General features: G+C 68.0%; 13 protein-coding genes. 6 read left to right on the top strand and 7 right to left on the bottom strand.

Annotation, left to right across the window (positions count from 1 at the left end; all coding sequences use genetic code 11):
- Nucleotides 1–200: 200 nt before the first annotated feature.
- The 6 genes from tkt (at nt 201) to pgl (ending at nt 8,421) form a co-directional block, all read left to right on the top strand.
- Nucleotides 201–2,294 (top strand): transketolase, encoded by a 2,094-nt coding sequence (gene tkt / locus IFT88_RS10340; protein ID WP_043595005.1) that lies wholly within the window; start codon nt 201–203, stop codon nt 2,292–2,294.
- A 25-nt stretch (nt 2,295–2,319) separates the two neighbouring features.
- Nucleotides 2,320–3,447 (top strand): transaldolase, encoded by a 1,128-nt coding sequence (tal, locus tag IFT88_RS10335; protein WP_056226487.1) that lies wholly within the window; start codon nt 2,320–2,322, stop codon nt 3,445–3,447.
- Nucleotides 3,444–5,039 carry a glucose-6-phosphate isomerase gene (locus IFT88_RS10330; RefSeq protein WP_192120447.1) on the top strand — a complete coding sequence of 532 codons (1,596 nt, stop codon included), beginning with the start codon at nt 3,444–3,446 and terminating at the stop codon, nt 5,037–5,039. The genes tal and IFT88_RS10330 overlap by 4 nt, the downstream gene beginning before the upstream one ends.
- A gap of 116 nt (nt 5,040–5,155) precedes the next feature.
- Nucleotides 5,156–6,691, top strand: coding sequence for a glucose-6-phosphate dehydrogenase (gene zwf, locus IFT88_RS10325; protein ID WP_192120445.1), 1,536 nt, complete (start codon nt 5,156–5,158; stop codon nt 6,689–6,691).
- Nucleotides 6,688–7,635 (top strand): glucose-6-phosphate dehydrogenase assembly protein OpcA, encoded by a 948-nt coding sequence (locus IFT88_RS10320; protein WP_043595009.1) that lies wholly within the window; start codon nt 6,688–6,690, stop codon nt 7,633–7,635. Before zwf ends, IFT88_RS10320 begins: the two co-directional genes overlap by 4 nt.
- 15 nt (nt 7,636–7,650) lie before the next feature.
- On the top strand, nt 7,651–8,421 hold the full coding sequence (gene pgl, locus IFT88_RS10315) for a 6-phosphogluconolactonase (protein WP_043595010.1): 771 nt from the start codon (nt 7,651–7,653) through the stop codon (nt 8,419–8,421).
- A gap of 116 nt (nt 8,422–8,537) precedes the next feature.
- Here pgl and IFT88_RS10310 read toward each other — a convergent pair whose 3' ends face one another.
- The 7 genes from IFT88_RS10310 to rapZ all read right to left on the bottom strand — a co-directional run bounded on the left by IFT88_RS10310 (nt 8,538) and on the right by rapZ (nt 14,415).
- Nucleotides 8,538–8,894: an RNA polymerase-binding protein RbpA gene (locus tag IFT88_RS10310; RefSeq protein ID WP_043595011.1), complete on the bottom strand. Its 357-nt coding sequence runs from the start codon at nt 8,892–8,894 to the stop codon at nt 8,538–8,540.
- Nucleotides 8,894–9,145 carry a preprotein translocase subunit SecG gene (gene secG, locus IFT88_RS10305; RefSeq protein WP_043595012.1) on the bottom strand — a complete coding sequence of 84 codons (252 nt, stop codon included), beginning with the start codon at nt 9,143–9,145 and terminating at the stop codon, nt 8,894–8,896. Before secG ends, IFT88_RS10310 begins: the two co-directional genes overlap by 1 nt.
- Nucleotides 9,146–9,251: 106 nt before the next feature.
- Entirely contained in the window at nt 9,252–10,040 is a 789-nt protein-coding gene (gene tpiA / locus IFT88_RS10300; protein ID WP_192120443.1) for a triose-phosphate isomerase, read from the bottom strand.
- Nucleotides 10,034–11,245 (bottom strand): phosphoglycerate kinase, encoded by a 1,212-nt coding sequence (locus IFT88_RS10295; protein ID WP_056226472.1) that lies wholly within the window; start codon nt 11,243–11,245, stop codon nt 10,034–10,036. The genes tpiA and IFT88_RS10295 overlap by 7 nt, the downstream gene beginning before the upstream one ends.
- 63 nt (nt 11,246–11,308) lie before the next feature.
- Nucleotides 11,309–12,313, bottom strand: a complete 1,005-nt coding sequence (gene gap / locus IFT88_RS10290; protein ID WP_043595015.1) for a type I glyceraldehyde-3-phosphate dehydrogenase — start codon at nt 12,311–12,313, stop codon at nt 11,309–11,311.
- Nucleotides 12,314–12,484: 171 nt separating this feature from the next.
- Complete coding sequence (gene whiA, locus IFT88_RS10285; protein ID WP_055972792.1) at nt 12,485–13,465, bottom strand: DNA-binding protein WhiA; 981 nt, start codon at nt 13,463–13,465, stop codon at nt 12,485–12,487.
- A 68-nt stretch (nt 13,466–13,533) separates the two neighbouring features.
- The gene (gene rapZ, locus IFT88_RS10280) at nt 13,534–14,415 is read right to left on the bottom strand and encodes an RNase adapter RapZ (RefSeq protein ID WP_055972789.1); all 882 of its coding nucleotides are present in this window, start codon (nt 14,413–14,415) and stop codon (nt 13,534–13,536) included.
- Between the last annotated feature and the right edge of the window lie 25 nt (nt 14,416–14,440).

The raw sequence follows: 14,440 nt of genomic DNA, 5'->3' as shown, positions 1-14,440 counted from the left end.
CGGACGGGAGAAGGGGGTTCGTCCCTATACTTGCAGGTGCTTGCCAGTCGTACGCCCTCTCGGTCCCGAATCACCGGACGAACCGTCCCGATCTCCGCCCCGGCGTGTGTGCGACCCAGCCGACGACGTCTCGGCAGGCGCACGTCAGCGCGGGAGCGAATCGACCCCGCGCAGTTCGCATCAAGAAGGGTCAACTTCCAGTGGCAGATCTGCAATGGGAATCCATTGACAACAAAGCAGTAGACACGGTCCGCGTCCTCGCGGCCGACGCGGTCGAGAAGGTCGGCAACGGTCACCCCGGCACCGCGATGAGCCTGGCGCCCGCCGCCTACCTGCTCTTCCAGAAGGTCATGCGTCGTGACCCGAGCGACAGCACCTGGATCGGTCGCGACCGGTTCATCCTGTCCGTCGGCCACAGCTCGCTGACGCAGTACATCCAGTTCTACCTGGGCGGCTACGGTCTCGAGCTCGACGACCTCGAGGCCCTGCGCACCTGGGGCTCGAAGACCCCGGGCCACCCCGAGTACGGCCACACGGACGGCATCGAGATCACCACCGGTCCGCTGGGCCAGGGCTTCGCCAGCTCGGTGGGCTTCGCCTACGCCGCCCGCTTCGAGCGCGGCCTGTTCGACCCCGACGCCGCACCCGGCACGAGCCCGTTCGACCACTTCGTGTACGTCATCGCCGGTGACGGCGACATGCAAGAGGGCGTCACGAGCGAGGCCGCGTCGCTGGCCGGGCACCAGAAGCTCGGCAACCTCGTCGCCATCTACGACTCGAACCAGATCTCGATCGAGGACGACACGAACATCGCCTTCACCGAGGACGTCCACAAGCGCTTCGAGTCCTACGACTGGGACGTCCAGGTCGTCGACTGGAAGAAGACCGGCGAGTACGTCGAGGACGTCGCCGAACTGCACGACGCCATCGAGAAGGCCAAGGCCGTCACCGACAAGCCCTCGCTGATCATCCTCAAGACGATCATCGGCTGGCCCTCGCCCAAGAAGCAGAACTCCGGCAAGATCCACGGTTCGGCCCTCGGTGCCGACGAGGTCGCCGGCCTCAAGTCGGTCCTCGGGTTCGACCCCGAGAAGTCCTTCGACGTCGACCCCGCCGTCCTCGAGCACACCCGCAAGGCCGTCGAGCGCGGACAGGCCCAGCACGCCGAGTGGGACGAGAAGCTCGCCGCGTGGGCGTCGGCCAACCCCGACAAGAAGGTCATGCTCGACCGCATCCTCGCGAACGAGCTCCCCGAGGGCGTCGAAGAAGCGCTCCCCGTCTTCGAGGCCGGCAAGGACGTCTCCACCCGCGCCGCCTCGGGCAAGGTCATCAACGCCCTCGCCGGTGTGGTCCCCGAGCTCTGGGGCGGCTCGGCCGACCTGGCCGAGTCGAACCTGACGACGATCACGGGTTCGAAGTCGTTCGTCCCCACCGAGTGGTCGACCGACGAGTGGAGCGGCGACCCCTACGGTCGTGTGCTGCACTTCGGCATCCGCGAGCACGCGATGGGCGCCATCCTCAACGGCATCACGCTGCACGGCAACACGCGCCCGTTCGGCGGCACGTTCCTGATCTTCAGCGACTACATGCGCCCCGCGGTCCGCCTCGCGGCCCTGATGAAGTCTCCGGCGATCTACGTCTGGACCCACGACTCCGTCGCCCTGGGCGAGGACGGTCCGACGCACCAGCCGATCGAACAGCTCGCGTCGCTGCGGGCGATCCCCGACCTCGACGTCGTGCGTCCCGCCGACGCCAACGAGACGGCCTGGGCCTGGGCGACGATCCTCGAGCGCCACCACGGCCCCGCCGGCATCGCGCTCAGCCGTCAGAACCTGCCCGTCTTCGAACGCGGCACCGGTGACGCCGAGGGCGACACCTTCGCGTCGGCGAAGAACGTGGCCAAGGGTGCCTACGTCCTGGCCGAGGCGCCGGGCGGAACGCCCGACGTGATCTTCGTCGCCACGGGTTCCGAGGTGCAGATCGCCGTCGAGGCCCGTGAGGTCCTGCGCGGCGAGGGCATCAACGCCCGAGTCGTCTCGGCTCCGAGCATCGAGTGGTTCGACGAGCAGAGCGACGAGTACAAGGAGGCGGTCCTCCCGGCCGCCGTCAAGGCTCGCGTCTCGATCGAGGCCGGTGTGGCCATGCCGTGGCGCGGCATCGTCGGCGACGCCGGTCGCAGCGTGTCGATCGAGCACTTCGGTGCCTCGGCCGACTACAAGACGCTGTTCAAGCAGTTCGGCATGACGACCGAAGCCGCCGTCGCCGCCGCCAAGGACTCGATCGCCGCTCTCTGAGCGTCGACGAAGGAAGAAGAAGAACATGACTGATTCGAACACCGCACAGCTCTCCGCCGCCGGCGTGAGCATCTGGCTCGACGACCTGTCGCGCGAGCGCATCAACGCGGGAGGCCTGCAGAAGCTGATCGCCGAGCGCAACGTCGTCGGCGTCACCACCAACCCCACGATCTTCGCCTCGGCTCTCGCCAAGGGTGAGGCCTACGACGACCAGGTCGCCCTGCTCGCGAAGACCGGCGTCAGCGTCACGGACGCCGTCTTCGAGATCACCACCGACGACGTCACCCGTGCCTGCGACATCTTCCGCGAGCTCTACGACACGACGGACGGCTTCGACGGCCGCGTGTCGATCGAGGTCGAGCCCGGTCTCGCGCACGACGCGCAGGGCACCATCGACCAGGCGGTCAAGCTGGCCGCCAAGGTCGGTCGCCCCAACGCCCTCATCAAGATCCCGGCGACCGTCGAGGGTCTCGAGGCCATCACGGCGGTCATCGCCCAGGGCATCAGCGTCAACGTGACCTTGATCTTCAGCCTCGAGCGCTACCGCGCCGTCATCAACGCGTACCTCACGGGTCTCGAGCAGGCCAAGGCCGCGGGCATCGACATCTCCGAGATCCACTCGGTCGCCTCGTTCTTCGTGTCGCGCGTCGACACCGAGATCGACAAGCGCCTCGACGCGGTCGGGACCGACGAGGCCAAGGCCCTCAAGGGCAAGGCCGGCGTGGCCAACGCTCAGCTCGCCTACGAGGTGTACCAGCAGGCCTTCGACACCGAGCGGGCCAAGGGCCTCCTCGCTGCCGGCGCCAACAAGCAGCGCCCCCTCTGGGCCTCGACCGGAGTCAAGGACCCCGCCGTGCTCGACACCACCTACGTGGTCGAGCTCGTCGCCCAGGACGTCGTCAACACGATGCCCGAGAAGACCCTCGAGGCGACCTTCGACCACGGTGAGATCCGTGGCGACACGATCAGCGCCTCCTACGCCTCGGCCAACGAGACCATGGACGCGATCGCCGCGCAGGGCGTGTCCTACGACGACGTGACCGAGACCCTCGAGAAGGAGGGCGTCGAGAAGTTCATCGTGTCGTGGAACGAACTGCTCGACACGGTCACCGCGGCCCTCGAGGCAGCCAAGCCCGCCGGGGAGTCCAAGTGACCATCACCATCGCTGCCAGCGGAGACGCGGCGCAGGCGGTCGAGGCGGTCGTCCCGACGCTCGTGAGCGACCTCGTCGCCTCGGGCATCACTGCGCAGAACCCCACCCTGTGGGGCCCTGACGCCGAGGACGAGTCCGCCAAACGACTCGGTTGGACCGAGGCCGTCGTCGTCTCGACCCCGCTGCTCGACGAGATCGACTCGTTGCGCGACGAGCTCGCCGCCAAGGGCGTCGACCACGTCGTGCTCGCGGGCATGGGCGGCTCGTCGCTCGCGCCCGAGGTGATCACCCGCACCTACGGCGTCGAGCTCACCGTGCTCGACGCGACGGAGCCCGGTCAGGTCCTCACGGCCCTCGCCGACCGTCTCGAGCGCACCGTGCTCGTCGTGTCGTCGAAGTCGGGTTCGACCGTCGAGACGGCCAGCCAGCGCAAGACGTTCGAGAAGGCGTTCACCGACGCCGGCATCGACCCCGTCGAGCGCATCGTCGTGGTCACCGATCCCGGATCGCCCCTGGACGGGCAGGCCCGTGAGGCCGGTTACCGCGTCTTCAACGCCGACCCCAACATCGGCGGGCGCTACTCGGCCCTGTCGGCGTTCGGCCTCGTGCCGTCCGGCCTGGCCGGTGCCGACATCCGCGAGCTGCTCGCCGAGGCCGACGCCGTGACGGTCGAGCTGGCCCAGGACCGCGCCGACAACCCGGGCCTCGTGCTGGGTGCCGTCCTGGCGGGCACCTCACCCCTGCGCGACAAGATCGCGATCGTCGCCGACGGCACCCACATCGTGGGGTTCCCGGACTGGGCCGAGCAGCTCATCGCCGAGTCGACCGGCAAACAGGGTCGCGGCCTGCTCCCCGTCGTCATCGGCACCTCGGCCCCCGAGATCACGGCGGGCCTCCACGACGTGCAGGTCGTGCGTCTCGTGGCGAACGCCGACGAGACCCGTGAGGTCGCGCCCGGCGAGGTCGAGATCTCGGGTTCGCTCGGCGGTCAGATCATGGTCTGGGAGTACGCCGTCGCGGTGGCCGGGCGTCTGCTCGACATCAACCCGTTCGACCAGCCCGACGTCGAGTCGGCGAAGGTCGCGACGCGGGCGTTGCTCGACGACCGACCCGAGCCCACTCCCCCGGCCTTCACGGCCGAGGGCGTCGAGGTCCGCGAGGTCGGAGACATCGAACTGGGCGACTCTCTCGAGTCGGCCGTCGCCGCGCTTCTCTCGCACCTGAGCGATGACGGCTACGTCTCGATCCAGGCATACGTGGATCGCGTGGCGAACCCGCAGCTCGAGGAGATCCGTGATCTGCTCGCGGCACGCACACAGCGTCCCGTCACCTTCGGGTGGGGGCCGCGCTTCCTGCACTCGACGGGTCAGTACCACAAGGGCGGCCCGGCCAACGGCGTCTTCCTGCAGATCACGCAGGTGCCCGCGACCGACCTCGAGATCCCCGAGAGCCCGTTCACGTTCGGGCAGCTCGTGCAGGCACAGGCCGCCGGTGACGCCAAGGTCCTGGCCGAGCACGGTCGTCCCGTGCTCACGCTGACGGTGACCGACGTGGCCGCCGCGCTGCCGGTCATCACCGCCGCACTCCGCTGAGCCGAAAGGGCCGGCGTCCTCACGGACGCCGGCCCTTTCGTCTTGCCCCCGGGTGGTCTCCGCGGGTCTCACCCGTCCTCGTCCCGATCGCCCCTCGAACCACAGAACGGAACCCCATGTCACCGGTGCCGATCACGCCGGAGTCCAACCCGTTGCGGTTGCCCTCCGACCGACGTCTCAACCGCATCGCGGGCCCCAGCGGTCTCATCATCTTCGGTGTGACGGGTGATCTCTCCCGCAAGAAGCTCATGCCCGCCGTCTACGACCTCGCCAACCGGGGCTTGTTGCCGCCCGGTTTCGCGCTGGTCGGGTTCGCCCGTCAAGAGTTCGAGGGCCAGGACTTCGAGCAGGTCGTCTATCAGTCCGTCAAGGACCACGCGCGCACGCCGTTCGACGAAGACGTCTGGCGTCAGCTCAAAGAGGGGTTCCGTTTCGTCCAGGGTGTCTTCGACGACGCCGATGCGTTCGCGCGACTGAAGGACACCATCGAAGAGCTCGACCGCGAACGCGGCACGATGGGCAACCACGCGTTCTACCTCTCGATCCCGCCCAAGGCCTTCCCCATGGTCACCGAGCAGCTCCGCAACTCCGGGCTCGCCGAGGAGAAGGACGGCGCGTGGCGACGCGTCGTCATCGAGAAGCCCTTCGGCTCCGACCTCAAGACGGCCCGCGAACTCAACGCCGTCGTCGAGACGGTCTTCGAGCCCGACAGTGTGTTCCGCATCGACCACTACCTCGGCAAAGAGACGGTGCAGAACCTGCTCACGCTCCGGTTCGCCAACCAGATGTACGAACCCCTCTGGAACTCGAACTACGTCGACCACGTCCAGATCACCATGGCCGAGGACATCGGCGTCGGTGGTCGCGCCGGCTATTACGACGGCATCGGGGCCGCCCGCGACGTCATCCAGAACCACCTCCTCCAACTCCTCGCCCTGACGGCGATGGAAGAGCCGGTCACGTTCGCCGCCCGCGACCTCCGGGCCGAGAAGGAGAAGATCCTCTCGGCCGTCCGTCTGCCCGCCGACCTCGCGACGGGCACGGCTCGGGGTCAGTACGCCGGGGGGTGGCAAGGTGGGGAGAAGGTCCTCGGATTCCTGGACGAAGAGGGCATGAACCCCGAGAGCACGACCGAGACCTTCGCCGCCATCAAGCTCGAGATCGCGACCCGGCGGTGGGCGGGCGTGCCCTTCTACCTCCGGGCCGGAAAGCGGCTCGGGCGTCGCGTGACCGAGATCGCCGTCGTCTTCAAGCAGGTGCCCGAGAACATCTTCGGAACCCAGACGTCACTCGGGCAGAACGCCCTCGTGATCCGCGTCCAGCCCGATGAGGGAGTGACCCTCCGATTCGGGTCCAAGGTGCCCGGCATCGGTACGCAGGTCCGCGACGTCACCATGGACTTCGGCTACGGACACGCCTTCACCGAGGCGAGCCCCGAGGCCTACGAGCGCCTCATCCTCGACGTGCTCCTGGGTGACCCACCCCTCTTCCCTCGGCACGAGGAGGTCGAGCTCTCCTGGAAGATCCTCGACCCGATCGAAGAGTTCTGGGCCACCCAGGGCCAGCCCGAGCAGTACCGACCCGGCACGTGGGGCCCCGCCTCCGCCGATGAACTCATGGCCCGTGACGGCCGTACCTGGAGGCGTCCGTGATCGTCGACCTGCCCGACAGCACCATCAGCCGCGTCCAGAAGACGCTGGTCAAGATCAGGGAAGAAGGAGGCGCGGTCGCGTTGGGCCGCGTCCTCACCTTGATCATCTCCACTCGTCTCGGCGACGAGGAAGAAGCCATCGAGGCCGCGAACGACGCGTCACGCGAGCACCCCATGAGGGTCATCGTCGTGTCCACGTCGACCGACCTCGACGACGTCGACGGGCGACTCGACGCCCAGATCCGCGTGGGCGGTGACGCGGGCGCCAGCGAGGTCATCTTGCTGCGGGCCTACGGTGAGACCGCGAGCGACGAGGAGGGATTGGTGACGGGGCTCCTGCTCCCCGACGCTCCCGTCGTGGCGTGGTGGCCCAAGACCGCGCCTCCCGTCGTCTCGGAGTCTCCCCTGGGGCGCATCGCGCAACGGCGCATCACCGACGCCGCGAGCCAGTCCGACCCGCGCCAGTCGATCATCGACCTCGCCCGCAGCTACGCTCCCGGTGACACCGACTTCGCCTGGACCCGCCTCACCCTGTGGCGGGCACAGCTCGCCGCGGTGCTCGACCAGCCGCCCTACGAGTCGGTCACCGAGGTCGGCGTCTCCGGGGCGCCCGACTCCCCCTCGACGCTCCTCCTGGCCGCCTGGCTGCGTCTGCAGCTCCAGGTTCCGGTCGACGGCGACTTGACGACCCGGGCGACCGGCTCGAGCGGCATCCACGGAGTGCGACTCGTTCGCGCGTCCGGATCGATCGTCCTCGAACGCTCCCTGGACGACGTCGCGACGCTGACCCAACCGGGTCAGCCCACGCACGACCTGGCGCTGCCACGCCGCTCGCTGCGCGACTGCCTGGCCGAGGAACTCCGTAGACTCGACCCCGACGACCTGTTCGGGAACGTCGTGAGACACGGGGTCGGCCAACTGAGCGAACCCGTCCAGAGCAACTAGAGCAGATAGAGAACCGTGACGAACGAACGCCGGGTGCTGGTCCACCCCGACAAAGAATCACTGGGTGCCTCCGTGGCCGCCCGGTTCATCACCAAGATCATCGACGTGCTCGAAGAGCAGAACTATGCGTCGGTCGTCGTCAGCGGAGGCTCGGTGAGCACGCTCGTGCTGGCGGCCATCAACGCGTCGCCGGCACGTGACAGCGTCGACTGGTCGAAGGTCTCGATCTGGTGGGCCGACGAGCGTTGGGTCCCCGCAGGTGACGCGGATCGGAACGACACCCAGGCAGGCATCGACTTGCTCGACCACATCGGGTTGCTGCCCGAGAACGTCCACCGCTTCGGTGCGGTGGGCGACTTCGACGACGTCGAGGCGGCAGCCGCCGCCTACCGCGACGAGTTGTTGCAGCACGCACAGGCTGACGACGCGGCCCCCCGCTTCGACATCACGCTCCTCGGCGTCGGTCCCGACGGCCATGTCGCTTCGTTGTTCCCCGACAAGGCACAGATCCGCCAGCTCGAGCCGACCGTGCTCACGATCGACGACTCCCCCAAGCCCCCGCCGGTACGCCTCACGTTGAGCCTGCCGGTCATCAACAATTCGCAGCGCGTCTGGATGATCCTCGCCGGAGCCGAGAAGGCTTCGTCGCTGGGGCTCGCCCTGGCGGGTGCCGGCGCGGACCAGGTGCCGGTGGCAGGGGTCAAGGGACGCAAGCGGACGGTCTTCTTCGTGGATCGGGACGCGGCGGCCGAGGTGCCCGAGAACTTGATCGCCTCGACCTACTGAGTCACCACCGCGGGTGCAACTGCCCCGGACCGTATGGCGAAGGGCCCCGCAGCTCACGGCTGCGGGGCCCTTCGTCATGTTCGGTGTCGGGACACCAGGAGGCGTGCTCGGCTGGGTCAGGCCTTGCCGCGTCGAACGCGCAGCTGCTGCAGTGCCTCTTCGAGCAGCTGCTCGGCTTCTTCTTCGGTCCGTCGCTCTTTCACGTACGCGAGGTGCGTCTTGTACGGTTCGAGCTTCGCGACCGTCGGCGGGTTGGCCTTGTCGCGCCCTGCGGGCAGTCCGCTCGAGGGCGAGTCGACGGTTTCGGGGATCTCTTCGTCGGGCACGTTGGCCGCGAAGTGACGGACGACTTCGTTGCCGAGGGCATCCCAGTACGAGATGGTGATCCGCTCGGCGTGGAAGCCACGATCTTGCTCACCCATGGGACCCGCGCCGACGCGCGAGCCACGGATTGCGCTACCGCCTGAGGCCATCAGCTGACCGCCGCGAACTTGGTGATGAGACCCAGGACCACGATGCAGGTGATCCAGACGAGACCCAAGAAGACCGTGATGCGGTTGAGGTTGCGCTCGGCGACACCCGACGCCCCGAGGTTGCTCGTGACGCCACCGCCGAACATGTCGGAGAGACCGCCACCACGGCCGCGGTGGAGCAGGATGAGGAGGGTCAACAGGAGGCTCGTGATGCCGAGCAACACCTGCAGGATGACCTGGAGAATTTCCACGTAGGACCTTTCGATGCGGTGAGACCGCTGAACAGTATAACCGCGACAGGCCGTCGCCCCGGCAGGTCGAGTCGGAGGGGCGCCGATGACCGACGCGCCCGGCGGCTCAGACGCCGACGTGTGCCTGGAAGCGGACGATGCTGGCGAACTCGGACACGTCGAGGCTCGCCCCACCGACGAGGGCTCCGTCGACGTTGGGCTCACGCATGAAGGATGCGATGTTGGTGGATTTGACCGATCCGCCGTAGAGGACGCGGGTGACTGCGGCGGACTCCGAACCCATGACGTCGACCAGGGCTGCCCGCAGCGCGGCGCAGACCTGTTCGGCCTGCTCGGCCGTGGCGGCCTGCCCGGACCCGATGGCCCAGACGGGCTCGTAGGCCACGACGATCTCCGCGGAGGCGGGCACCTGGGCGAGCGCCGCACGGAGTTGGGCCACCGGAACGGCACTGGGACCGTGCTGCTCGAGGTCGTCGGCCGTCTCACCGACGCAGATAACGGGTACGAGGCCGGACCGGTGAGCCGCGGCGACCTTCGTCGCCACGACCTCGTCGTCCTCGGCATGGAGCGTCCGGCGCTCCGAGTGCCCGACCAGGACGAAGCGTACGTCGAGCTTGGCGAGGAACTGCCCCGAGACCTCGCCCGTGTAGGCACCGGAATCGTGGGCGGAGAGGTCCTGGGCCCCGAGAGCCAGCTCGAGCTTGTCGGCGTCGAGCAGGGTCTGCACGCTGCGGAGATCGGTGAACGGCGGGAACACCGCGGTCTCGACCGAGTCGAAGTCGTGTTTGGCGTCCTTGAGGGACCAGGCGAGCTTTTGGACGAACGCGATCGCCTGCAGGTGATCGAGGTTCATCTTCCAGTTGCCGGCGATGAGGGGGGTGCGTGTGGTCACCATCCGAGGACCTCCAGTCCGGGGAGTCGTTTGCCCTCGAGGAACTCGAGGCTGGCTCCACCACCGGTGGAGATGTGGCCGAACTGGTCGTCCGTGAAGCCCAGGGCACGAACCGCCGCGGCGGAGTCGCCACCGCCGACGACACCGAGACCTGAGACATGCGTGAGAGCCTCGGCAACCGCCTTGGTGCCGTGTGCGAACGCCGGGAACTCGAAGACTCCCATGGGTCCGTTCCAGAAGACCGTGGACGACGTCTGGACGGTCTCGGCGAAGCGGGCCGCCGTCTCGGGACCGATGTCCAACCCGAGGGCATCCGCGCCGAGAGGAGAGGACTCGATGCCGTCCGAGGCGACCACGGTGTGGTCGGCATCGGCGCTGAACGACGAGGCGACCACCACGTCGACGGGGAGGACGAGGTTGACGCCCCGACGCGCGGCTTCGTCGACGTAGCCACGGACCCGGTCCAGCTGGTCCTTCTCGAGCAGGCTCTTGCCGACGGGGAGCCCCTGGGCGGCGAGGAACGTGAAGAGCATGCCGCCGCCGATGAGCAGGTTGTCGACCCGCGGGAGCAGGTGCTCGATGACGCCGAGCTTGTCGGACACCTTCGAGCCGCCGAGGACCACGGTGTAGGGCCGCGTGGGGTTCTCGGTCAGCTTGTCGAGGACCTCGAGCTCGCGGGAGATCAGCGTGCCCGCGGCGCTCGGGAGGAGAGAGGGGAGCTCGTACACGCTCGCCTGCTTGCGGTGTACGACGCCGAAGCCGTCGGAGACGAACACGTCGCCGAGTTCGGCCAGGCGACGAGCGAACTCCTGACGCTCCGACTCGTCCTTCGACGTCTCGGCAGCGTTGTAGCGGAGGTTCTCGAGCACCATGATCTGACCGTCGGTCAGACCTGCGACCGCTGCGCTGGTCTCGTCACCGACGGTGCTCGATGCGAAGCCGACGCTCTTGCCGAGGAGTTCGCTGAGTCGCTGAGCGACCGGTCGCAGGCTGTATTCGGCCTTGGCCTCACCGTCGGGGCGACCGAGGTGCGAGATGACGACCACCCTCGCCCCTTGGTTGATCAGCAGGTCCAGGGTCTCGAGGGAGGCACGGATGCGTCCGTCGTCGGTGATCTCACCGTCCTTCAGCGGGACGTTGAGGTCGCATCGGACGATGACGCGCTTGCCCGACAAGGGACCGAGGGAATCGAGGGTTCGCAGGCTCATGGGTTCGTTTCGGGGTTGGAGGACGATGCCCCGGCCCGTGAGGGCCGGGGCATCGAGGTCGGACTAGAGGCGGTCGGCCACGTACTTCGTCAGGTCGACGAGGCGGTTCGAGTAGCCCCACTCGTTGTCGTACCACGAGGTGATCTTGACGAGGTTGCCGATGACCTTGGTGAGCCCGGAGTCGTAGATCGACGAGTGCGGGTCGGTCGTGATGTCGGTGGACACCAGCGGGTCTTCGGAGTAGGCGAGGATGCCCTTGAGTTCGCCCTCGGCAGCGGCCTTGTACGCGGCGTTGATCTGCTCGACCGTCACCGGTGTGCTGGTCTCGAGGGTCACGTCGGTGATCGAGCCGGTGGGGACGGGAACACGCAGGGCGTAGCCGTCGAGCTTGCCGGCGAGCTCGGGGATCACGAGGCCGATCGCCTTGGCGGCACCGGTGGACGTCGGGACGATGTTGAGCGCGGCGGCGCGGGCACGACGGGGGTCCTTGTGCGGGCCGTCCTGCAGGTTCTGGTCGGCCGTGTACGCGTGGACGGTCGTCATGAGACCGCGTTCGACACCGAAGTTGTCGAGGAACACCTTCATCAGGGGCGCGAGGCTGTTCGTCGTGCACGACGCGTTCGAGATGATGTGGTGGTTGGCGGGGTCGTAGATGCCCTCGTTCACGCCCAACACGATGGTGGCGTCGTCACCGGTGGCAGGAGCCGAGATGAGGACCTTCTTGGCACCGGCGGTGATGTGCTTGCGCGCGTCTTCGGCCTTGGTGAAGAAGCCGGTCGACTCGACGACGATGTCGACGCCCAGCTCGCCCCAGGGCAGGTTGGCGGGGTCGCGCTCGGCGAGCACCTTGATCGGCTTGCCGTCGACGACGATCGAGTCGCCGTCCAGCTCGACGGTGGCGTCGAGACGACCCGTGATCGAGTCGAACTTGAGGAGGTGCGCGAGGGCGGCGTTGTCGGTCAGGTCGTTGACGGCGACGATCTCGATGTCGGTTCCCTTGGCGAGCGCCGCGCGGAAGTAGTTACGGCCGATGCGACCGAAGCCGTTGATGCCGATCTTGACGGTCAATGAAACTCCTGATGATCAGGCGTCGTGGGGACGCGTGGAGGGTGTGGGCGACCAGGCCCGTGGCGACGCCCGAACTCTCGATGACCTCGGGTCGGACACCGCTTACGACAGTAGCAGCAGCCCTCTCGAATTCGTCGTCCCGTGACGTCACGGGACCCGCTCCGCCGGTCGTCAGTCGAGGTCGAGGTCGTTCGGGAGATTGGCGTCCGTACCCGGCAGGCCCAGGTCGCTGGCCTTCTTGTCGGCCATGGCGAGGAGACGGCGGATGCGTCCGGCCACGGCGTCCTTGGTCATCGGGGGGTCGGCGTGGTGACCGAGTTCGTCCAAGCTGGCGTCACGATGGGCCAGTCGCAGCTCGCCCGCGTACTTGAGGTGGTCGGGGATGTCGTCGCCCAGGAGTTCCATGGCCCGGTCGACCCGGGCGCAGGCGGCGACGGCTGCCTGGGCCGAGCGTCGCAGGTTCGCGTCGTCGAAGTTGACGAGTCGGTTCGCGGTCGCGCGCACTTCCCGGCGCTGCCGCATCTCTTCCCAGTCGGTGACGCTCTTCTCGGCACCCATCACCTTGAGCATGGTGCCGATGGCCTCGCCGTCACGGATGATCACGCGGTGGACGCCGCGGACCTCGCGGGCCTTCGCCGCGATGCCGAGTCGGCCGGCGGCCCCGACCAGCGCCATGGCGGTCTCGTTGCCGGGGCACACGACCTCGAGCGAGGCGGAACGACCGGGATCGGTCAAGGAGCCCTGGGCGAGGAAGGCCCCGCGCCAGATCGCAGCGAGATCGTCGCGCGAGCCGGTCGTGAGCCGGTTCGGCAGGCCGCGCACGGGTCGTCGGCGGGCGTCCATGAGTCCGGTCTGACGGGCAAGCGTCTCGCCGGCCTCGTGGACCCGCACGAGGAACCCGGGCGTGCGTCGTGAACCCGAGGGAGCCGTCATGGCCACGTCGCTCCGCGCCCCGTACAGCTCGGCCAGGTCTTTGCGGACCCGTCGAGCGATGAGGGCCGAGTCGAGTTCTGCCTCGACCGCGATCCGACCGGAGATGAGGTGCAGTCCCCCGGCGAAACGGAGGACGGTGGCGAGCTCGGCAGCCCGGATCGTCGTCCTGCTCACCTCGACGCGGGCGAGTTCTTCTTTGACGTCGGCAGTCTGGGCCACTCCGGTTGTTCCTTTTCGTCAGGTCGGCTTGTCGTCGGTACACGGGCGTGCTGAAGGACCCCGGTGGGTCATTCTCGGCCGAGGTCGCGGTGTTTCACGCTGACGGCCACGCCGGGGAGTCCACGCAGACGCGCCGCCAGTTCACCCACGAGGGTGACCGATCGATGTTTGCCCCCGGTGCAGCCAATGGCGATCGTAGCGTGTCTCTTGTTCTCACGCTGATAGCCCGACAACACGGGGACGAGCGAGGCGGCGAAGGCGTCGACGAACTCCCGTGCCCCGTCCTGCTGCATGACGTACGTCGTGACGGGTTCGTCGAGCCCCGACTGCTGCCGGAGTGCGGGCACCCAGAACGGGTTCGGGAGGAACCGTGCGTCGCCCACCATGTCGGCGTCCGTGGGCAGGCCGTACTTGAACCCGAAGCTGAGGACGGTCACCTGCACCCCGGCACGGTCGGACTCGGCGAACTTCTCGGAGATCGTCGTGGCCAGCTGATGGATGTTGAGTTCTGACGTGTCGATGATCACGTCACTGGTCTCTCGGAGTTCTTCCATTCGTGCACGTTCGGCGAGGATGCCGTCGAGCAACGTGCCGTCGCCCTGCAGCGGGTGTGGCCGCCGGACTTGCTCGAAACGCCGCACCAAGGCTGCGTCGGTCGCGTCGAGGAAGAGCACGCGCACCTTGCTGGGCATGCTCGCCCGGAGGGTGCGGACGGCCTCCTGCGCTTCGCTGAAGAGACGACCGCCGCGGACGTCGACGACGGCCGCGATCTTGGGGAGGGAGTCCCCCGCGCGCTCGGCCAGGTCGAGCAACGGTCGCAGCATCTGCGCGGGCAGGTTGTCGACCACGTACCAGTCGAGGTCTTCGAGGGCGTTGCCGACCGTCGACCGCCCGGCACCGGACATGCCCGTCACGATCAGGACCTCTTGCTGTTCGCTGACGTCGCTCATGTCGGTGGTGTCCTCCGGGTCGGCG

Origin of the sequence: Frigoribacterium sp. CFBP 8751, from assembly GCF_014841545.1 — a bacterium.
Lineage (GTDB): Bacteria > Actinomycetota > Actinomycetes > Actinomycetales > Microbacteriaceae > Frigoribacterium.
This window is presented reverse-complemented; position numbering and strand designations above follow the sequence as displayed.